This is a genomic window from Sphingomonas phyllosphaerae (genome assembly GCF_029623345.1).
GTDB classification, from domain to species: Bacteria; Pseudomonadota; Alphaproteobacteria; order Sphingomonadales; family Sphingomonadaceae; genus Sphingomonas; species Sphingomonas phyllosphaerae_C.
The window spans coordinates 57,475-77,689 of the sequence record NZ_JAPYKH010000010.1; the positions used below are offsets into that span (position 1 = coordinate 57,475).

The window sequence follows — 20,215 nt, forward strand, 5'->3', positions numbered from 1 at the left end:
TCAGCGGTGGTCGAGCCGGCGCGCCAGCGCGTCGCCGCCCCATTGGAGAAGCTGCACCAGCGCCACCAGCAAGGCGACGGTGACGAGCATCACGTCGGTCTGGAAACGCTGATAGCCGTAGCGGATCGCGAGGTCGCCGAGCCCGCCCGCGCCGACCACCCCCGCCATCGCGGTGAAGGAGACCAGCGCCACCGCGGTGACGGTCGCGCCCGAGACCAGCCCAGGGAGCGCCTCGGGCAGCAAAGCGCGCGTGACGATCTGCCAGCGAGTCGCCCCCATCGCCTGCGCGGCCTCGATCGTGGCGCGCGGGATCTCGCGCAGCGCCTGCTCGACCAGCCGCGCGTAGAAGGGCGCCGCGCCGACCACCAGCGGCGGGATCGCGCCCGCGACGCCGAGGGAGGTGCCGACCAGCAGCAGCGTCAGCGGGATCATCACGATCAGCAGGATGACGAACGGGATCGAGCGCAGCACGTTGACCACCACCCCCGCCGCGCGGTTGAGCCAGCGCCGCTCGGCCAGCCGGCCGCGATCGGTGAGGAACAGCAGCACGCCGAGCGGCACGCCCAGCACGATCGTCAGCGCGAGCGAGGCGCCGAGCATCACCAGCGTGTCGCGCGTCGCGACCGCGATGTCGCCCCACACCAAGTTGCCGAACCAGCCGCTCACGCCGCCTCGCCCAGCAGCGCCAGCGTGGCGGCGTGGCGCGCGTCGCCGAGCACCGCGTCGGTCGCGCCGCTCTCCACCACGCGCCCGCGGTCGATCACCGCCACCTCGTCGCAGATCGCGCGCACCACCGTGAGCTCGTGCGTGATCAGCACGATCGTCAGCCCCAGCTCGCGGTTGAGCTCGCCCAGCAGCGCGAGCACCGATCGCGTCGTCTCGGGATCGAGCGCGCTGGTCGCCTCGTCGCACAGCAGGATGTCGGGCCGGGTGGCGAGCGCGCGCGCGATGCCGACGCGCTGGCGCTGCCCGCCCGAGAGCCGCGCCGGGTACGCGCCGGCCTTGTCCGCCAGCCCGACACGCGCGAGCAGCGCGGCCACGCGCGCGTCGCGCTCGGCGCGGGGGACATCGGCGAGCTCGAGCGGCAGCGCGACATTGCCCGCGACGGTGCGGTTGGCGAGCAGCCCGAACGACTGGAAGATCATGCCGACGCGCCGCCGGAGCGCGCGCAGCCCGGCGGCGTCGAGCGTCGACAAAGCCGCGCCGTCGACGCGCACCTCGCCCGCGCTCGCGCGCTCCAGCCCGTTCAGCAGCCGCAGCAGCGTCGACTTGCCCGCGCCAGAGCGACCGATCACCCCGAACACCGCGCCGCGCGGCACCTCCAGCGTCACCTCGTCGAGCGCGAGCGTGCCGTCGGGGAAGGTCTTGGACACGCGCTCGAGCGCGATCATGCGGTACCCATGACCTGCGCGGCGAAGCGCTCCATCTCCTCCGCCTGGGGGCTCATCTGGAGCAGCAGCAGGTCGAGCCCGGCCGCCTCATATTCCGCGATCCGCTCCCTGAGCTGCTCGGGCGTGCCGACCAGATTGGGGCGCAGCCCGCGGTTGGAGACCGCATATTCCTGCAGCTTGAGCTCGCGTTCCAGCTGCGTGCCCGACAGCCACTGGTCGAAATTGGCGTAGCCCACGGGCAGCTCGGCGACGGTGGTGATCCGCTCCAGCTCGCGCTTCGCCTCGGCCTCGCTGTCGCGCACGATCGCATAGGCCGCCATGCCGTACTGCATCGGCGTGCCGCCCGCGGCCGCGCGGCGCGCGCGCATGTCCGCGATCTTGGGCGCGATCGCGGCGGCGGGGTCGCCGTGCATCACGTACGCGTCGCACTGCGCCGCGATCATCGCCTTGGCCTTCTCGCTCTCGCCGCCGGCATAGACGGTCGGGCGCTTGGCCGGCTTGGGCGCGCAGATCGCCGCCTCGGTCTGGTAGAAGTCGCCCGCGAAGCTGAAGCGCTCCTCGGTCCACAGCCCGTTGACGACCCGCAGCCACTCGCTGGTGCGCGCGTAGCGGTCGTCGTGCTGGTCGAACTGGAGGCCGTACTGCCGCGCCTCGTCCGCCCACCAGCTCGACACGACGTTGAGCGCGAGCCGCCCGCCCGCGATCCGGTCGATGTTCGCCGCCGCCTTGGCGAACAGCGCGGGGTGGTGGAAATTGGGGCGCACCGCGACCATCAGCTCGATCGTCTCTGTCACCGCGGCGAGCGCGGCGGCGGTCGACCAGGCGTCGAGCGCGGGCTGGTCGATCCCCTTGATGTCGTTGAGGTTGAGCTCGGCGATCAGAGTGAGGTCATAGCCCCAGCGCTCGGCGTTTCGGGTGAGATCGCGCGTGTATCCCCAGGTCGCGTCCATACCCTCGTCGGGGACGTTGCGCAGCCAGCCGCCGAAGACGGGGGTCCAATAGCCGTATCTCACGCGCGTGCCTCTAGCAGCCGCTCGGCCAGCCAGTCGACCAGCCGCTCGTGCGGGTCCCAGCCCAGCACATTGAGCGGGTCGGCGACGAAGTTGGAGAGCGCGTTGATGTCGTAGAAGCGGGCCACGCCGTCCCGGTCGTCGATCAGCAGCTCGACCCCGCCGACGTCGATCCCTGCCTTCTGCACGATCGCCTCGACCGCGGCGATCGTGGCGGCGTCGGGCTCGACTCGCGTCATCGTCACGCTCGCGCGGCCGGGAACGGTGCAGGCGTCGGCGGGGCACAGGTCGAAGCTGCCGCCGCCGTCGACCGCGATGGCGTAGAGATAGCGCCCACCGAGCGTCTCGACGCGCGTGATCGTGCCGCCGCGCGTCGGCGCATATTCCTGCGCGAGCAGCACCCGGTCGATGCTGTCGGTCACGCCGCCCTCCGCCACCGCGGCGGCGAGCGCTTCGGCATCGTCGTAGCGCGTGATCCCCGCGCCGGAGCCGCCGATGTTCGCCTTGACCACGATCGGGAAGCGCAGATCCGCCGCGGCGGTGGGCAGGTCGGCGGCGCGGTGGACGACTCGCGTGGCGGGGATGGCGAGTCCCAGCCCGGCGATCAGCGAGAGCTGGCGCGCCTTGGACGAGTCGATCGCCAGCGCGGCGGCGCCGTTGAGCACGCGCGCGCCGCGCGACTCCCAGTGCGCCAGCGCTGCCGCCGCGTGAAAGATCGGGTGTTCGGCCGAGCGCAGGAAGCTCGACATCGCGATGCGGTTGAACACCAAAGGCGAGGGCGCCGCGCCGGCGGGGTCGAAGGCGAGACCGTCGGCGTGCACCGCGTCATAGCCGATGCCGCGGCGATCGAGCGCGGCGAAGAGCGGGCGGAACCATTGCGGGTGCTCGTATAGGATGGTGAGGTCGGTCATATGGTCCTGGTCACGCGAGCGGCGAGGGCTAGCGCGCACGCCCCGCGCTGGCGGCATAGTTCGCCTTGCCGACGCCGTAGCTCGGCTTGGACCGGATCGCCAGTCTGAGCACTGGTCACTTGGACGGGGCAGCACCATTTCGCTAGTGTCACGCCGGAGTGCTGCAAAACATTGACGCTCGTTTACCAGTAATCTGCACTTAACCTCGTTCGGTGACGAAGCTTTCCATGCTCGTCCCGTAATAGCCGTCCCATCAGATCACCTCTGGATTGGGCGACGACAATGCAGAACTCCGTTTATATCGACAACAGCATGAACTCGGTCACGCAGAACGCAGCCTGGCTTAACAGTCACCTTGACGCGATCCAGCTGGTCGGCGGCTTCGGCAGCTGGTGGGACTTCAACGAGTCGCCGAAGTGGATCGCGCAGCAGGTCGCCGGCGCCGACGTCGACATCAAATGGTCGATCGGCCTGATCCCCTGGGGCGCGACCCTGGAGAACGCCGCCAAGGGCCAGTACAACAACAACTATCGCACGCTTGCCAAGGACATGGCCGCGATCGCCGGCGACGACGACAAGATCCATATTCGGCTCGGCTGGGAGATGAACGGCAACGGCTGGTTCCCCTGGTCCGCCAACGGACACGAGAAGGCTTATGTCGGCGCGTTCCAGCAGTTCGTCGACACCTTCCGCTCGGTCTCGGACAAGTTCGTGTTCGAGTGGACGCCCAACATCGGCAGCCAGGGCATGGACGTCGCCTCGGTCTATCCGGGCGACAAGTACGTCGACGTGATCGGACTCGACTTCTACTATAACACGCAGTGGGATCCCAAGGACCCGGTCGCGGCGTTCAACTATTTCGTCAATCAGCCCTACGGCCTGCAGTGGCAGCAGGATTTCGCCGACGCGCACGGCAAGCCCACTGCGATCGGCGAGTGGGGCGTCAACTCGGACACGTCGGGCGCCTTCATCGAAATGGCGGCGCAGTGGTTCGAGGACCACAACATTACCTACCAGAATTACTGGAACTCGAACGCCGACTTCAAGGGCCGCCTCTCCGACGGCCAGTATCCGAACGCGGGCAAAGTCTTTCAGGCGATCTTCGGCCAAGGCATCGACCCCTTTGCCAATGACACCACGGTGGTGAACCGCAGCGGGGGCAGCGGCGTCGACATGCTGATCGGCCATGCCGGCAACGACACGCTCTCGGGCGGCGCGGGCAACGACTTCCTTCACGGCCGCGCCGGCGACGACGTGCTCAACGGTGGCGCTGGCAACGACTTGCTCGACGGCGGCACCGGCGCCGACAAGATGACCGGCGGCACCGGCGATGATACCTACCGCGTCGACAATGTCGGCGACAAGGTGATCGAGAAGGCGGGCGAGGGCTATGACACGGTCGAGGCGTCGATCGACTTCGACATGGCGGGGCTCAACGTCGAGGCGTTGCGCCTCACCGGCACCGTCGACCTGAAGGCCTATGGCAGCGCGGGTGCGGACAAGATCACCGGCAATGACGGCAACAACGTGATCGACGGTCGCGCCGGCGCCGACACGATGGCGGGCGGGCTCGGCGACGACACCTATTACGTCGACAACGCCGGCGACAAAGTGATCGAGGCGCAATATCAGGGCAACGACACCGTCTATGCCTCGGTAAGCTTCAATCTCGCTGCCACCTTCGTGGAGACGCTGCAGCTGACGGGCACCGCCGACATCAACGCCACCGGCAACAGCCAGGAGAATGCGTTGTATGGCAACGTCGGCAACAACGTGCTGGACGGCAAGGGCGGCGCCGATCTGATGGTGGGCGGACTCGGCAACGACACCTATTATGTCGATCACATCGGCGACCGTGTCGTCGAGAACGTCGGCGAGGGCAACGACACCGTCTATGCTTCGGTGAGCTTCGATCTCGCCGGCACCAACGTTGAGACGCTACGCCTCACCGGAAAGGCCGATCTGTCCGGCTTCGGCAGCGACCAAGCCGACGCCTTGTTCGGCAACACCGGCAACAACGTGCTCGACGGCCGCGGCGGCGCCGACGTGATGACCGGCGGCGCGGGCAATGACACTTATTACGTCGACAATATCGGCGACAAGGTGGTGGAGCTGCAGGGCGCGGCGCAGGGCAACGACACGATCTACGCCTCGGTCAGCTACAGCCTCGCCGGCAGCTTCGTCGAGACGCTGTCGCTCACCGGCACGGCGAACCTCAACGCCACCGGCAACGGCCAGGCCAACACGCTGATCGGCAACAGCGGCAACAACGTGCTCAACGGCATGGGCGGCAACGATGTGCTCACCGGCGGCGGCGGCAGCGACACGTTCGTCTTCGCCAAGGCAGGCCATGCCACGATCACCGACTTCGGCGCGGGCGACACGCTCGATCTCGCCGGGCTGCTCAAGGGCGGCAAGGTCGCCACGGTGACGCAGGATCACGACGGCGTGATGGTGACGATCGACTCGGGCAGCTCGGTGCTGCTCGAGGGGCTCGACATGGCGCACCTGCTCAAGACCGACGCCGGCTTCCACTTCGTGTGAGCCGACCGCGCTGAAGGGGGAGAGGAGGACCGGGTCGGCGCGCGCCGGCCCGGTCCTCTCTTTCGCGCTCCCCTCCTGGGCAGTTGCTACCCGCCCAGATATCGGGGAAGGCATCGGCAGGGATTGGGGGACGATCATGCAGGTTCTGGTCACCGGCGTCGCCGGCTTCATCGGCAGTCATGTCGCGCGACGGCTGCTCGCGCGCGGCGACACCGTGGTCGGCATCGACAATCTGAACGACTACAATCCGGTGCAGCTCAAGCGCGACCGGCTCGAGGCGATCACCGCGGCGGGCGGCGCTGAGCGCTTCACCTTTCACCAGCTCGACTTCAGCGATCATCAGGCGATCGACGCCGCGCTCGACAGCACCGCGATCGAGCGCATCGTCCATCTCGGCGCGCAGGCGGGCGTGCGCTACTCGCTGAGCAACCCGCGCGCCTATGTCGCGTCCAACCTCGCCGGCCACGTCAACATGCTCGAGCTAGCGCGCGCGCGCCGCGTCGACCAGATGGTCTACGCCTCCTCATCCTCGGTGTACGGCACCAGCCCCGACCTGCCGTTCCGGGTCGAGCAGCGCGTCGACTTCCCGATCTCACTCTACGCCGCCACCAAGAAGGCGGACGAGCTGATGAGCGAGACCTACGCGCATCTCTATCGCATCCCGCAGACGGGGCTGCGCTTCTTCACCGTCTACGGGCCGTGGGGCCGGCCTGACATGGCGGTATGGGGCTTTACCGACAAGATCCTCTCGGGTGTGCCGATCGAGGTCTATAACGGCGGCAACATGCGGCGCGACTTCACCTATATCGACGACATCGTCACCGGCATCGTCGCCGCGCTGGACCACCCGCCCGCCGACGATGGCCAGACGAAGGCGGGCGGCAGCGTCTCGCCTCACCGCATCTACAATATCGGCAACAACAAGGCCGAGGAGCTGGAGACGCTGATCACGCTGATCGAGGAGGCATGCGGGCAGAAGGCGATCCGTGTCGACAAGGAGATGCAGCCCGGCGACGTACCGGCGACCTATGCCGACCTCACCGCGATCCGCGACGACCTCGGCTTCCACCCGACCACGCCGATCGCGGTCGGGATCCCCCGGTGGGTCGAGTGGTACAAGGGCTATCGCGCGCGGCGCGGCTGAGCCGCGGCTTGTCAGCGCGCCGCGCGCGCGCGATGGTGGCGCGATGGCACGCGAGACTGACAGGCGAATAGCGCCGACGACGATGACCGGGCTGGTACGGCGCACCACGATCGAGCTGGGGCCGCTGCGCATCACGCGCGAGGTGGCGATGACGACGCTGCCCGCTCTGGCCCGCCCGCGCCGGCGGCTGTGGCCGGCGCTGCTCGCCGCCGCGGCCGCGACCGGCCTCGGCGGACTCGCGGTCGCCGCGACCAAGCTGCCGCCGCGCGCGAGTTATTCGGTGAGCGTGCCGGTGCCCGAACGCGTTACGGCCTCGGCGCCGCGCCACGCGTCCACGGCACCGTCGTACCCCGCGCGCCACGCTATCCCCCGCCCGACGCCGAGCGCCACTCCGTCCGACGTGCCGGCAGAGGTACTGCCTGGTGCGGCGAACCGTGCAGCGGCCGTCGCGGAGGCGCTGCGCAGCGGCGACATGACCGAATGGCACCAGCCCGGCGGCGCGCACGGCTTCGTCGTCGCGGGCGCGGCCGAGCCCGATGGCGCGCGCACCTGCCGCGCGCTCTCGGTGCTTACGCGGGGCGACGGCGGCGATCGGGTGGAGCAGCTGCGGGCCTGCGTGCCGGGAGTTGGCGCCGCGGGCTGAGCGGGATCGGCGTGCGATCGATCCATCTGCCGTACCCCGGCGAAGGCCGGGGCCCACTTGGATCACGGTGGCGAGCCCCACGACGGTCCTCGCACCTGGGCCCCGACCTCCGCTGCGGCACAAGCTTACGAGCACCGCGGCCGCTCACTCGTTTAAGTACGACCACAGCTGCGAGATCACCACCGATCCCTCGCCGACCGAGGACGCCACGCGCTTGACCGACCCCGCGCGCACGTCCCCCACTGCAAACACACCGGGGCAGGAGGTGGCGTAGGAGCTCGCGCCACCGGCGGCGCGTCCGGTCAACACGAAACCCTTGTCGTCGAGCGCGACCAGCCCTTCGAGCCAGCCGGTATTGGGTGCCGCACCCACCATCACGAAGGTGGCGCAGGTGTCGACCGTGCGCTCGGCACCGTCCTGGCGGATGGTCACCGCTTCCAGTGCGTCGCCGCCGTGGACCGCGACCAGCTCGGCGCCATAATCGATCGAGATCGCCGGGTCGGCCTCAAGCCGGCTGGTAAGATAGTTCGACATGGAGGTGGCGAGCGAGTGGCCGCGCACCAGCAGCCGCACGTGCCGCGCCACCCGGCTGAGGTACATCGCCGCTTGTCCCGCCGAATTGCCCCCACCGATCACGATCGCCTGGGCGTCGCGGCAGAAGCGCGCCTCATTTTCGGTCGCGGCATAATAGATGCCGCTGCCTTCGAACTCGGCGAGGCGGTCGATCGGCAGCCGGCGGTACTGCACCCCTGTCGCCACCACCACCGCGCGCGCACGGACGCGCTGGCCGTTGTCGAAGGTGGCACAGAACTGGCCGTCCTCAAGCCGGTCGAGCGCGGCGACGCGCAGTGGCATGGCGAAGCGCGTGCCAAACTTCATCGCCTGCACCTCGCCGCGCCACACCAGGTCCGCGCCCGAGATGCCGGTGGGGAAGCCCATGTAATTCTCGATCCGGCTCGACGTGCCCGCCTGCCCCCCGATCGCGGTGTCCTCCACCACCAGCGCGCCCAGCCCCTCGGCGCCGGCATAGACCCCTGCAGCGGTACCCGCCGGCCCCGCGCCGACCACCAGCACGTCGACCGCCTCGTCATCGACGAACTCGCGGCTGAGCCCGAGCAGCTTGGCGACCTTCTCGGGGGTGGGATCGGTCACCACGCGGTCGCGCCCGAAGATCACCGCCGGGCGATCGGCGCCGACGGCGCAGCTCGTCGCCACCGTCGTCGCGTCCGCCGTGCCGAGCGCGTAGCTGGTATAAGGGATGCGGTTGCGCGCGGCGAAGTCGGCGACGCGCCGCACGCCGCGATCCTGCTCCTCGCCGAGCAGCACCAGCGAGCTGTCGTGCGACTCGAGCTGGCGCCGGCGCCGCGCCGCGAGCACAGTGATGATGATGTCCGACATCTCGGGCACCTGCGCCATGAGCTCGAGCATGCGCGCGCGCGGCACCTCCACCACGCGCGTGTCGCGCGCGGCACGCATCGCCATGGACCAGCTGCCGCCGCTGAGGAAGCCGATCTCCGCCATGAACTGGGTCGGCCCCAGCGTGGAGGGGACATGGCGCTCGCCGGTGAAGCTGTTGACCACCTCGATCTCGCCGTCCTCGACGTAGACGAAGCTCTCCACCGGGTCGCCGGGCTGGACCAGATAGGCGCCCGCGGCGTATTGGCGCGCGGCCCCGGCGGCGCGGATCGCGGCGACATGCTCGGGGTGGAGCGGCACGCGCTGCATTTCGCGCAGGTCGCGCCCGATGGTCTCCATGGTCTGCCCTCCGCCGCGCTTGCCCCGTGACGCGCATGATGGCGAGCGCCGCTGAGCGCCGCAACGGGTCGGCTGCGACAATCGCGCGACAAAGCTGCAACAAAGCGCCATCCGCGCGCATCATCTGCGGGATAGGCCCGACGCTCCCCGATGCGAGAGACCGACGTGCCCGCGCTTGCCCCCGCCTCTTCCATGATCGACGCGCTCGCGGCCGGCGCGCTGCTGGACCGCGAGCTGCGCCGCGTACGCCGCGTCGCGACCATGCTGCACGACCACCGCTCGATCGCGGAGCTCGCGGCCTATGAGCGCGAGCTGGAGGCGCAGCTGGCGCGTACGCGGCGCGGCGTCGACCTGCTCGATGCGACGCTGCGCACGCTGGGCTGAGCGCGTCGCGCGCTCGGTCGAACGCGTGTCATCGCGCGGTGGCGCGGCGCATCAATCCGTCGACGGGTACGTCGTGGAGGCGGCGGAAGCGTGCCTCGATGAGGCCGAACAGCCCAAAGGCGAGTAGCCCTGACGCCACCACCATGTCGAACGGCCGCTCCAGCCAGGCGAGCACCTCGGCCATCCCAGCCGCTGCACTCGCGCGTGCCTCGAACCCGGCTCGCACGAGGAACCAGGCGCTGATCAGGAACACCGCACCCCGCGCGGCATAGCCCGCGCGCCCGCTCCAGCGCGCCCAACGCTTAGACGCCACCGCAGGATCGAGGTAGCGCAGGAAGCTGCCCTTGGCCGCCTTCGCCAGCTGCGCCACGCCAACCGCGGCGAGCAGCGCCCCACCCAGCATCACCAACGCGCCGCCGCCGGGCAGTGCCAGCGCGGTGCGCGCACCCTGCTCGGTCCCGTCGCCCGCGCGCGCAACACCCTGGATCAGCTGCGCCGCCTGCCAGGTAAGGAACAGGTGCACCGCACCGCTCGCCGCCGCGCCGATGCGCTCGAGCGCGCCCTTGCGATCGCTGCCGTGGCGCTCGATGTTGAGCACCGCGTCGGCGAGACGCCAGATGCCGTAGCCGAGCAGCCCGGCCGCCATCAGGCCGAGCAACAGCCGCCCGCCTCCCTCGCCCAGATAGGCCAATGCGCCGGCGGGATCCTCAGCGCGACCAGTCCGCAGGATCAACAAAGCGATCACGATGTACAGCGCGCCGCGCACCGCGAAGCCCAGCCGAGTGAGTGTCGTCAATCGCGCGCCCGTGTTCATCCGCATCCCCCCGTTATCCCTGATCAAACAGCAGAGACACCGCACCGTTCCCGCCCGACAGCCCACACCGGTCAAGTCAAACTCGTAGGAAAACCAGCTTCTTATTCCTTGATCACTGATGACCGTTAACGGTTTGTCGAGGGCAGAGCCCGTAAGAAACGGCGAGGAGTTGCGCAGTGCCATCACGCGATCGTCCCTCGTCCGCACGCTTCGGTCCGCGCTTTATCGCCGCGGTAGTCGCGCCCGTGCTGCTGCTCGCGCTCGGCCTCACCGGCTTCGCGGTCTCCGCGCTGCGCTCGGCCGCGGCGCAGGCGGATCGCGTCTCGATCGAGCGGCAGCAGCGCGAGGTGCAGCTCGCGGTCGACGCCGCGCTCGACGAGCTGGCGCAGAGCCAGTCCGGGGTCGGGATCTGGACGCCGCTCACGCTCGAGCTGCGCAAGAGCGCGCCCGACTGGACCTGGGTCGACGAGAATGTCGGGGTATGGCTCAGCTATGTCTTTGCGCACGACGCCGACGCGATCCTCGCCGGCGATGGCCATCCGACCTATCTGATGCGCGACGGCGTGCGACGCACCCCCGCCGACTACGCCGCGCTCGCCGTCGCCGCTACGCCGCTGGTCCGTGCCGTTCGCGGTGAGGCGCACGCCGCGCCGAACCCGCACGAGCGGCTACCCGGGCGCGCGCTGCCGCCCGGCTCGACCGTGCGCACCTCGCCCCGCGCGGTCCATGCCACCGACCTGGTCGCGATCGACGGCCGCCCGGCGATCATGAGCGTGATGCGGATCATCACCGAGGACCCGGGCACGCCCACGCCGCAGGGTGGCGCGCCGCTGCTGGTAAGCGCGCGGTATCTCGACACCAGTTTCGTCCAGCGGCTGGCGCGCATCCAGCTCGTCGCGGGCGCGCGGCTGAGCGGGTCGCCGCGCCTCGCGCCAGGCGAGCAGGCGCTGACGCTGGTGTCGAGCCGCGGCCAGCGTGTCGGCTATCTGCTGTGGCGACCCGACCGGCCCGGCGCGGCAGTGTGGCGCACCATGGCGCCGAGCGCGCTCGCCGCGCTGGTTGCGCTGCTGGCCACGCTCGCCGCGCTGATCGCCAGCGTCTTCAAGCTGGTGCGCAGCGACTCCCGCTCGCTTGCGAAGCTCAACGCGGCGCATCTCGCGCTCCAGGCCAAGGAGGCGCAGGCACACCATCTCGCCTATCACGATACGCTGACCGGACTGCCCAACCGCGCCGCCTTCAATCAGGCCGGCGACCAGCTGCTGGCGCACGCGCCCGACGAGGGAGTGCACGCAGTGCTGCTGATCGATCTCGACCGTTTCAAGCAGGTCAACGACACGCTCGGGCATCTCGGCGGTGATCAATTGATCCAGCTGGTCGCGGCACGGCTTCAGGCGCTGATCGGCGCCGGCGACCTGGTGGCGCGGCTCGGCGGCGACGAGTTCGCGGTGCTGGTCAGCACGCGCGCCGACGAGGAAGCGGTAGGCGCGCTCGCGGGCGCGATGGTGGCGGCGCTGCGTGAGCCGTTCACGGTGCTGGGCACGCACGTCTTCATCGGCGCGAGCATCGGTATCGCCTGCCACCCGCGCTGCAGCGGCGATCGTTCCGAGCTGATGCGAATGGCCGATATCGCGATGTACCGCGCCAAGGCGGGGGGCCGCGACGGTCACTGTTTCTTCACGGAGGACATGGACGAGAGCGTCAAGATGCGCCGCGCGATCGAGCACGACCTGCGGCGCGCCCTCGCGACGCAGCGCGAGCTGATGGTCCATTACCAGCCACGCATGAACGCGGATGGAGGTCGCGTGATCGGGCTGGAGGCGCTGGTGCGCTGGCATCACCCCGACCGCGGATTGCTCGCGCCCGATGCCTTTATCCCGATCGCGGAGGAAACCGGGCTGATCCACGAGCTCGGCGCCTGGGTGCTGCGCGACGCCTGCGCGGTGGCGCGCGCCTGGCCATCGCTGTCGATCGCGGTCAACCTCTCACCGGTGCAGTTCCGTGCCCGTGGCATCGCGGCGGATTTGATCGAGATCGTGCGCCATGCCGGCGCGCGCCCGCAGCAGATCGAGCTGGAGGTGACCGAGAGCATCCTGCTCGACGATGACGACGCGGTACACGACGCGCTGGCAGCGCTGCGACACGCCGGCTTCCGCATTGCGCTCGACGATTTCGGCACGGGCTATTCCGGCCTCGGCTATCTCAGCAAGTTCGAGGTCGACAAGATCAAGATCGACCAGAGCTTCACCCGCCGCTTGGGCGAGAGCGCCGACGCCGCCGCGATCATCCAGGCGGTCGTGCGGCTAGGCCAAGCGATGGGGCTGGCGGTCAGCGCCGAAGGCGTGGAGACGCGCGAGCAGCGCGCCTTCCTCGAACATGCCGGTTGCAACGAGCTGCAAGGCTTCCTGTTCTCCGCCGCCGTGCCGTCCGGCGCACTCGCGGCGCTGCTCGGCGGGCGCGTGGAAGCGGCGGCATAGGCGACATCCCTCGTCGTGTGCGAGAGAAGAAGCGGCGCAGAGGGAGTAACGCCGCCGCGCGCTGGCGGCCGACCGGTGCGGCAGTGGAACAATCCGAATCGTCGACGATTATTTTCCGCGACTTCGGATCGACCAGAGGGGAATGCCATGAAGAAGCTTGTCACCGCCGTTGCCGCCTTCGGGCTGGTGTCGCTCGCCGCGTGCAACTCCAGCCCGCGCGAGCAGGCCGCCGACAATATCGAGGCCAATGCCGAGTCGGTCGCGGACAATCTCGAGGAGATGGCGGACAACGCCACCACCGACAACGCCGAGGACGCGCTCGAGAACAAGGCCGACGCCGTGCGCGCCACTGGCGAGAACAAGGCCGACGACATGCGCACGCACGACGCCGACACCAATCTGTCCAACGGGATCTGATCCCGCGGTCGACGCGACGTCGGCCGGGTATCGCGGGGGGCGTTCGGGGTGACCCGGGCGCCCCCCCGCCGCATTCAGGCGGCTGGCTTACTCATCCGGCCCGCCGGACGCCGCGCTTGCGCTCGATCACGCCGCGATAATGCTCCACCAGCGCCACCGCATGCTCGCGGTCGCTGAGCACGGTACGCGACGCCACCTCGGCGGCGCGCCGCACCAGCGGCTGGTCGCGCGAGAACAGCGCCACGATCGCCTTGGCGCAGGCGTAGGCGTCGCCGCTGCGATAGGTCTCGGCGAAGGCCGGCCGCGCCACCGCGGAGGAGCCGCCGCGATCGGGCACGATCATCGGCAGGCCCGACGCCAGCGCCTCGGACGCCACCATCCCGAACGGCTCGCTGTCGCCGCCGTGGATGAAGGCGTCCGCGCTTGCCATGATCGAGGCGAGCTGGCCGCGGTGGTAGATCGGCTGGAACATGCGCACGTGCGGGCTCTCGGCGATATGGCGCTCGAGCGTCCGCGTGTCGGGGCCGAGGCCGAGCAGCATCATCCCGACCGGGATCTTGGTCCCCGCGCGGCGCGCCGCGTCGATCACCATCGGCCAGCGCTTTTCGGCGTGGTGGCGCCCGATGCCGATCAGCAGGTGCGCGTCCTCGGGCAGGTCGCACTGCGCCAGCATCGCGGCGCGCAGCGCGGGACTGCGCAACGCGGGCGAGAAATGCTCGCGCTCGATCCCCAGCGTCATGGTCGCGTCGACGCGCAGCCCGCGCGCGCGCAGCCGATCGGTCAGCACCGGGCCGTTGGTCACCACCGTGTCGAACGGCGCGAGGCAGCGCGCCATGTAGCGGTCGTACCAGCCGAACACGCGCTCGATCGCGCCCTCGGAGGCGATCTTGGCGAACCAGCGCTTGGGATAGGCCTCCATATTGTCGTTGTGCATGAACCAGGCGCGGATCGCCGGCCCTTGCCACGAGGTGACGATCGAGGCCGAGCGCCACGGCGAGCAATTCTCGATCACGTCGGGCTGGAGCTGGTCGAGCAGAGCGTGAACCGGCGCCGCGTCCCAGAACAGCCCGTAGTTGGAATCGAACGGCATGCCGGGCGACTTGACATAATAGAGCAGCGCGCCGCCGGGCCGCTCCTCGACGCGGTCCTCCTTGCCGGGCGCGATCACGATCTGCTGGTGTCCGAGCTCGGACATGATCGCCATCTTGCGATCGAGATACGAGCGCACCCCGCCGCCGTTGGGCGAGTAGAATTCGTTGACGTCGACGATCCGCATCGCGCGCCTCCCTCAGTCAGCGAAGCCGAAGCCGCCGAGCCCGCGCAGATATTGCAGCCGGATCGTGGCACGGGTGACGCCGGGCCCGACGTCGATCAGCGAATCGACCAGCTTGGGCTTGGCGCGGCCGATCTTGTGGTTGCTCGGGAAGCCGGCGCCGTCGCTCCAGAAGTTGAACTTGCGCTTGCCGTCACGATCATGGCCGAGGAAGAGCGCGTAGCGGCCGGGCCGCGGCACGCGGATGCAGATCTCCCCCGCGAGGCTCGCGGGCGGCGCCACGTCGATTCGGCGGAAGGTCTTGCCCGCCTCCAGCAGCTTCTTGTCGCCGGCGAGAAAATCCTCCTCGGTGGCGGGGTAGAGCTCGAGCTTGAGCGTGCCCTTGCGGTCCTTGATCCCGGACACGCTGGCGAGGATCGCAGGGCCGGGCGCGCCGGGCGCGCAGGCGGCGGCGTCCTGGCCGAGCACCTGCGCCGCGCCCGGGGCCGCGCTCATCGCCGCTCCCAGGACTGCGGCGGCGAGCATCACGCCCCGCCGGTATGTCGCCATTGCTGCGTCCTTTCCCACACGTACACGACCCCAAATAGGAGCGTCAGCAGCAGATGCATCACCAAGGTTGACGCGCCCGTGAACGCCATGAGGTCCGACAGCGTGCGGTCATGCCCGATTACCAGGATCGCGAAGTTGGCGAAAAGCAGGTCTTTGTTGGGCACGAGCGGCAGGCGCGAGACAAGCTGGCGCCCCGCCACCAGGAACAGCCACATGCCGATCGAGACGCTCGGCATCGCATAGGACCAGGCCAGCGCGATGGTCAGGCACGTCAGCGTGATGCGCAGCCAGTCGATGCCGAAGATGAACCACAGCTCCCCGCGCGACAGCGAGAAGACGCGGCTGGAGAAAGCGACCACGAGCACCGGGACGGCCAGCGCAAGGCCGAGCGACCACAGCATCGTACGCACCAGCTCGGGATCGATCAGCTCATAGCCGAGCGGCAGCGCGACCGCGCCGAGCAGGATTGCGGTGAGATTGCCGACGATGCCTGAGACGATGCTGACGTCCTTCACCGCGCCGAACGGCGCCGCCACCATCTTCAACCGCGCGCGCGCCCAGGCATAGAAATAGGCGTCGCCCGAGTAGCCGATCAGGATGTCGTTCGCGATCCGCTTCTTGTTGAGCGCGAGGAAGGCGCCGGGCGGAACGCCCCATAAGCGGCGGAAGATGACGAAGTCGCACACCGGCAGCGCGAGATAGGAGAGTAGGAAATAGACGTAGAAGCCCGGCGTCTCCGGCACGGTGCGGCGCAGCCCGGCGAGGCCGTGATCGAGCAGCTCGTGCAGCAGCCCGACCATCATCGCCACCGTCACCGCGGCGCCGAGCAGGGCGGGCCAGCGCCGCCGCAGCGTCTGCACCGGGCGGAGCGCGACCAGCGGCGCGTCCGCAAGCGGAGCGCGGTCGGCGGTGCTAACGGGGGCTCGCTCGGTCAGTGGCTCGTCGGCGCGCAATTTTTTCGTCCTGTCCCGCGCGCTAGCGGGGATCGACGGCGTCTAGCAGCGCGTCGCAGCACGCGCCAGCGACCGCCGCGGCGTGGCTGTCCCGCGCGCGGTCAGGCGCCCGCGGCGCGGCTCAGGCCGAGTCGCCGGCACCGTCGCGGTCGTCGTCGAGCCGCTCGGAGCGGCGCTCCATTGCGGTCTTCACCATCGCGGTCATCGGGTCGGCCAGCGCCAGACCGAGGATGCCGAACAGCGCGCTCGCCAGGATCTGCGTGCCCAGCGTGAGCGCGGGCGGCAGGTCGACGGTGCGTTTCGCCACCATCGGGATCACGACATAGCCGTCGAAGGTCTGCACCACGACGTAGACGACGATCGCCAGCACCCCGATATGGATCCCCGCCGAGAAGCCCACCGCCACCATCAGCCCGCCCGAGATGAAGGCGCCGATGTTGGGGATAAAGGCGAGCAGTCCGGTGAGGATGCCGAGTATAAGCGCCATCGGCACACCGACGATCCACAAAGCGATCGCGACGAGCACGCCCTCGAACGCCATGCCGAGCAGCCGCCCCGCCAGCAGCCGCCGCAGCGTCCGCCCCATGCGGTTGACGGTCAGCGCGAACTCAGGCCGGTCCGCCTCGGGCACCATCCATTGCAGTCCGCGGTCATAGACGCGCGGGTCCATCGCCACGAACAGCCCGATCACCATGATCATGAAGAGCGTGGTGAGCGCCCCGACCGCGGTGCCGACCCAGCTCGTCACGCGCCCGACCGAGGAGAGCGCCTGGCGCGACAGGCCGCTGAGGTCGGAGGCGGCGGGCATCAGCCCCTGTGCGCTGAGCCAGCCGGTGGCGCGCATCGCCTGGGTCTCGACCGTGCTGCGCAGCTGCATGACCTGCTCGCTGATCTGCACCCCGGCGAGGTAGAAGGTGCCGAGCAGGAAGGCGATCGTCAGCAGGCAGACGATCAGCAGCCGCCAGCCGCGTCCGATCGGCAGCACCCGCCCGAGCAGCCGCACCCCGCCGTCGAGCAAGGCGGCGAAGACCAGCCCGCCGAAGATGATCAGCAGCGGCTGGACCAGCAGCACCACCAAGGCGATCGCGCAGGCCATGCCGAGCCACACCGCGGCGCGGCGGATCTCGTCGCGCGTTGCGGGGTCACGCACCTCGTGCGGGCTCGCGCCCGCGGTCACCTTCACCCGCTCGCCGCGGCGATCGAGCGGCGGGGTGGCGTCGCTCAACGCACGCGCTCGGGATGAAGCGAGGTGCCGGCGCGACCGGCGCGCAGCGCGTGCGGCCATGTCAGCGGGTTCCACGTCGCCCCGCCGTCGACCGAGAAGGTGATGAACTCGGCGCGGCCGCCCAGATTCTCGTACGGCACCGGACCGCCCAACCCGCGCTCGAACCCGCCGAGCGCGAAGCGACTGTCGGCCGAGCGGTCGCGGTTGTCGCCCATCAGAAAGACGCGGTTGGCCGGGATCTTGATCGGGCCGTAATTGTCACCGGGGCTGTCCGGCTCGAGGTCCACGGTGTCGTAGCGGCGGCCGTTGGGCAGCGTCTCGGTCACGATCGGCAGGCGGCACACGATCGTGCCGTCGGCACGGGCGACGCGTGCGCCGGGATATTGCGCCGGGTCGCAGGTGGCGTTGGCGTCGACCGGCAGCTCGCGATAGTGTTTCTCGCCGCGCTGCACCGCCACGCCGTTGAGGAAGACGACGCCGCCGCGCACCGCCAGCGTGTCGCCGGGCAGGCCGATCACGCGCTTGATATAGTCGCTGCTCTGGCCCGGCGGGGTGACGATGACGACGTCGCCGCGCTCGGGCAGTTTGCCCCAGACTCGGCCGTGCAGGAAGGGCAGCTGCACCGACCAGCCGTCGACCGGGCGGTGGAAGACGAGGTCTTCGACGATCGCGACGGGGTTGGGGATGGTCGGGGAGACGAACGACCAGCCATAGGCATATTTGGAGACGACCAGCCGGTCGCCCACCATCAGCCCGGGCAGCATCGACTCGCTCGGGATGTAGAAGGGCTTGGCGATGAAGCTGTGAAAGCCGAGCACGGCGAGCACCAGCCCGACCAGCCCCTTCACCTCGCCCCACCAGTCGAAGCGCGCGCGCGGCGCCTCGGCGCGGCGCTCCAGCGGGCGCTCGCCGCTCAAGCTGATCTCATCGGCCATGGCGTCACGCCGCTCCCTTGCTCTCGACCGGCACCGCCTCGATGATCACGAAGGCCTGCGCCCAGGGGTGATCGTCGGTCAGCGTCAGATGGACGCGGGCGACGTGGCCCTCGGGTATCATCGCGTCAAGCCGTTCCTTGGCGCCACCGGTCAGCGCCAGCGTCGGCGCGCCCGAGCGCGCGTTGACCACGCCGATGTCCCTCATGAACACGCCCGCCTTGAAGCCGGTGCCGACCGCCTTGGAGAAGGCCTCCTTGGCGGCGAAGCGCTTGGCATAGGTGCCCGCGCGCGTGAGCGGCCGGCGCGCCGCCTTGGCGCGCTCGACGTCGGTGAACACGCGCGCCTCGAAGCGCTCGCCGAAGCGGTCGAGCGAGGCCCGGATTCGCTCGATGTTGCACAGGTCCGAGCCGAGGCCGATGATCATAAGATCCTCCCCGGCACGGAGCGGCATGCGCCTCTCACCGCGCACTCTCCATCGCGTCGCGCATGCGGCGGACGCTCGCGTCGAGGCCGACGAAGATCGCCTCGCCCACCAGGAAATGCCCGATGTTGAGCTCGCGCAGCTGCGGGATCGCCGCGACCGCCGCGACATTGTCGTAGGTCAGCCCGTGGCCGGCATGGACCTCGATGGCGTTCTTGGCCGCGAGCGCCGCGGCGTCGGCCAGCCGGCGCAGCTCGCGCGCGCGCGCCTCGCCGTCCAGCTCGGCGTAGCGACCGGTGTGGAGCTCCACCACCGGCGCGCCGAGCTGGAGCGCGGCCTCGATCTGGCGCGGGTCGGGCTCGATGAACAGCGACACGCGCACCCCCGCGTCGCGCAGCGCGGCAACGATCGGGGCGAGCGCCGCGCTTTGCCCCGCGGCGTCGAGGCCGCCCTCGGTGGTGCGCTCCTCGCGCTTCTCGGGGACGATGCAGGCGGCGTGCGGCCGGTGGCGCAGCGCGATCGCGAGCATCTCCGCCGTCGCCGCCATCTCGAGGTTGAGCGGGATCGCGAGGCCGGCGGAGAGCCGCGCGATATCGTCGTCGGTGATATGGCGCCGGTCCTCGCGCAGGTGCGCGGTGATCCCGTCCGCCCCCGCCTCGGCCGCAAGCAGCGCGGCGCGGACCGGGTCGGGGAAGGCGCCGCCCCGCGCGTTGCGCACCGTGGCGACATGGTCGATGTTGACGCCGAGGCGCAGCGACGACGACGCGGGCGCCATCACGCGGCGGCCCGGCTGCCCGGCTTGGTCGCCGGGATCGCGGCCAGCTCGGGCGGCAGCGAGTCGGCCTCGTAGGTCGGCACGTCGAGCCGGATCAGCGGAAAGAAGGGCACGCCGATGTCGGCTTGGCCGTTCGAGCGATCGACCAGCGCGGCGCCAGCGACGACTCGCCCGCCCGCCGCCGTGATCGCGGCGATCGCCTCGCGACTGGAAAGGCCGGTGGTGACGACATCTTCCATCATCAGCACCTCCTGCCCGGGGGCGAGTCGGAAGCCGCGGCGCAGCTCGAACGTGCCGGTCGGCCGCTCGACGAACATCGCCTCGACGCCGAGCGCGCGCGCCATCTCGTGCCCCGCGATCACCCCGCCCATCGCGGGCGCGACCACCGCGCTGATCCGCTGCCGCAGCGCGTCCGGGATGCGCTGGGCCAGCGCCTCGGCCAGCCGTGCGCCGCGGCGCGGGTCCATCAGCACGCGCGCGCACTGGAGGTAGCGCGGGCTGCGCAGCCCCGAGGAGAGGATGAAATGTCCCTCAAGCAGCGCGTCGGCGGCGCGGAACTCGGCCAGCACCTCGTCGTCGGTCATCGTCGCGTCACGC

The 20,215-nt window shown here is 70.1% G+C and carries 20 protein-coding genes; 6 read left to right on the forward strand and 14 right to left on the reverse strand.

Annotated features, from left to right (window positions below; genetic code table 11):
• From QBJ89_RS11405 to QBJ89_RS11420, 4 genes are read right to left on the reverse strand one after another with little or no spacing between them, the layout of a single operon-like run.
• Positions 1-666 carry a methionine ABC transporter permease gene (locus QBJ89_RS11405; protein WP_223011485.1) on the reverse strand — a complete coding sequence of 222 codons (666 nt, stop codon included), beginning with the start codon at positions 664-666 and terminating at the stop codon, positions 1-3.
• A complete protein-coding gene (locus QBJ89_RS11410; protein ID WP_277980623.1) occupies positions 663-1,391 on the reverse strand; it encodes a methionine ABC transporter ATP-binding protein in 729 nt (242 codons plus the stop codon). Before QBJ89_RS11410 ends, QBJ89_RS11405 begins: the two co-directional genes overlap by 4 nt.
• Complete coding sequence (locus QBJ89_RS11415) at positions 1,388-2,404, reverse strand: LLM class flavin-dependent oxidoreductase (protein ID WP_277980624.1); 1,017 nt, start codon at positions 2,402-2,404, stop codon at positions 1,388-1,390. The genes QBJ89_RS11410 and QBJ89_RS11415 overlap by 4 nt, the downstream gene beginning before the upstream one ends.
• Complete coding sequence (locus tag QBJ89_RS11420) at positions 2,401-3,312, reverse strand: ATP-grasp domain-containing protein (RefSeq protein WP_277980625.1); 912 nt, start codon at positions 3,310-3,312, stop codon at positions 2,401-2,403. Before QBJ89_RS11420 ends, QBJ89_RS11415 begins: the two co-directional genes overlap by 4 nt.
• A gap of 282 nt (positions 3,313-3,594) precedes the next feature.
• Here QBJ89_RS11420 and QBJ89_RS11425 point away from each other — a divergent pair, with 282 nt between their 5' ends.
• The 3 genes from QBJ89_RS11425 to QBJ89_RS11435 all read left to right on the forward strand — a co-directional run bounded on the left by QBJ89_RS11425 (position 3,595) and on the right by QBJ89_RS11435 (position 7,643).
• Complete coding sequence (locus tag QBJ89_RS11425; protein ID WP_277980626.1) at positions 3,595-5,856, forward strand: glycosyl hydrolase; 2,262 nt, start codon at positions 3,595-3,597, stop codon at positions 5,854-5,856.
• Between the two features lie 136 nt (positions 5,857-5,992).
• Positions 5,993-7,000: an NAD-dependent epimerase/dehydratase family protein gene (locus QBJ89_RS11430; protein ID WP_277980627.1), complete on the forward strand. Its 1,008-nt coding sequence runs from the start codon at positions 5,993-5,995 to the stop codon at positions 6,998-7,000.
• A 43-nt stretch (positions 7,001-7,043) separates the two neighbouring features.
• Entirely contained in the window at positions 7,044-7,643 is a 600-nt protein-coding gene (locus QBJ89_RS11435; RefSeq protein ID WP_277980628.1) for a hypothetical protein, read from the forward strand.
• A 144-nt stretch (positions 7,644-7,787) separates the two neighbouring features.
• Here the strand turns inward: QBJ89_RS11435 and QBJ89_RS11440 are convergent, their stop codons facing one another.
• A complete protein-coding gene (locus tag QBJ89_RS11440; protein WP_277980629.1) occupies positions 7,788-9,398 on the reverse strand; it encodes an FAD-dependent oxidoreductase in 1,611 nt (536 codons plus the stop codon).
• A gap of 150 nt (positions 9,399-9,548) precedes the next feature.
• Here QBJ89_RS11440 and QBJ89_RS11445 point away from each other — a divergent pair, with 150 nt between their 5' ends.
• On the forward strand, positions 9,549-9,782 hold the full coding sequence (locus tag QBJ89_RS11445; protein ID WP_277980630.1) for a hypothetical protein: 234 nt from the start codon (positions 9,549-9,551) through the stop codon (positions 9,780-9,782).
• Between the two features lie 28 nt (positions 9,783-9,810).
• Here the strand turns inward: QBJ89_RS11445 and QBJ89_RS11450 are convergent, their stop codons facing one another.
• Positions 9,811-10,602 (reverse strand): DUF1206 domain-containing protein, encoded by a 792-nt coding sequence (locus QBJ89_RS11450; protein ID WP_277980631.1) that lies wholly within the window; start codon positions 10,600-10,602, stop codon positions 9,811-9,813.
• 170 nt (positions 10,603-10,772) lie between these two features.
• On the opposite strand from QBJ89_RS11450, the gene QBJ89_RS11455 reads away from it, so the two are divergent.
• Positions 10,773-13,070: a putative bifunctional diguanylate cyclase/phosphodiesterase gene (locus QBJ89_RS11455; RefSeq protein ID WP_277980632.1), complete on the forward strand. Its 2,298-nt coding sequence runs from the start codon at positions 10,773-10,775 to the stop codon at positions 13,068-13,070.
• 147 nt (positions 13,071-13,217) lie between these two features.
• Complete coding sequence (locus tag QBJ89_RS11460) at positions 13,218-13,487, forward strand: hypothetical protein (protein WP_277980633.1); 270 nt, start codon at positions 13,218-13,220, stop codon at positions 13,485-13,487.
• A 91-nt stretch (positions 13,488-13,578) separates the two neighbouring features.
• Here the strand turns inward: QBJ89_RS11460 and QBJ89_RS11465 are convergent, their stop codons facing one another.
• The 8 genes from QBJ89_RS11465 to pyrE all read right to left on the reverse strand — a co-directional run bounded on the left by QBJ89_RS11465 (position 13,579) and on the right by pyrE (position 20,202).
• The gene (locus QBJ89_RS11465) at positions 13,579-14,763 is read right to left on the reverse strand and encodes a glycosyltransferase (RefSeq protein ID WP_277980634.1); all 1,185 of its coding nucleotides are present in this window, start codon (positions 14,761-14,763) and stop codon (positions 13,579-13,581) included.
• Between the two features lie 12 nt (positions 14,764-14,775).
• On the reverse strand, positions 14,776-15,255 hold the full coding sequence (locus QBJ89_RS11470) for a DUF2141 domain-containing protein (RefSeq protein ID WP_277980635.1): 480 nt from the start codon (positions 15,253-15,255) through the stop codon (positions 14,776-14,778).
• Positions 15,256-15,284: 29 nt separating this feature from the next.
• Positions 15,285-16,262 carry a hypothetical protein gene (locus tag QBJ89_RS11475; RefSeq protein ID WP_277980636.1) on the reverse strand — a complete coding sequence of 326 codons (978 nt, stop codon included), beginning with the start codon at positions 16,260-16,262 and terminating at the stop codon, positions 15,285-15,287.
• Positions 16,263-16,383: 121 nt separating this feature from the next.
• Entirely contained in the window at positions 16,384-17,487 is a 1,104-nt protein-coding gene (locus QBJ89_RS11480) for an AI-2E family transporter (RefSeq protein ID WP_431522532.1), read from the reverse strand.
• A complete protein-coding gene (gene lepB, locus QBJ89_RS11485; RefSeq protein ID WP_277980637.1) occupies positions 17,484-18,422 on the reverse strand; it encodes a signal peptidase I in 939 nt (312 codons plus the stop codon). The genes QBJ89_RS11480 and lepB overlap by 4 nt, the downstream gene beginning before the upstream one ends.
• Positions 18,423-18,426: 4 nt before the next feature.
• The gene (gene acpS / locus QBJ89_RS11490; RefSeq protein WP_277980638.1) at positions 18,427-18,846 is read right to left on the reverse strand and encodes a holo-ACP synthase; all 420 of its coding nucleotides are present in this window, start codon (positions 18,844-18,846) and stop codon (positions 18,427-18,429) included.
• Positions 18,847-18,880: 34 nt separating this feature from the next.
• On the reverse strand, positions 18,881-19,618 hold the full coding sequence (locus tag QBJ89_RS11495; RefSeq protein ID WP_277980639.1) for a pyridoxine 5'-phosphate synthase: 738 nt from the start codon (positions 19,616-19,618) through the stop codon (positions 18,881-18,883).
• Positions 19,618-20,202, reverse strand: a complete 585-nt coding sequence (gene pyrE, locus QBJ89_RS11500) for an orotate phosphoribosyltransferase (RefSeq protein WP_277980640.1) — start codon at positions 20,200-20,202, stop codon at positions 19,618-19,620. Before pyrE ends, QBJ89_RS11495 begins: the two co-directional genes overlap by 1 nt.
• Between the last annotated feature and the right edge of the window lie 13 nt (positions 20,203-20,215).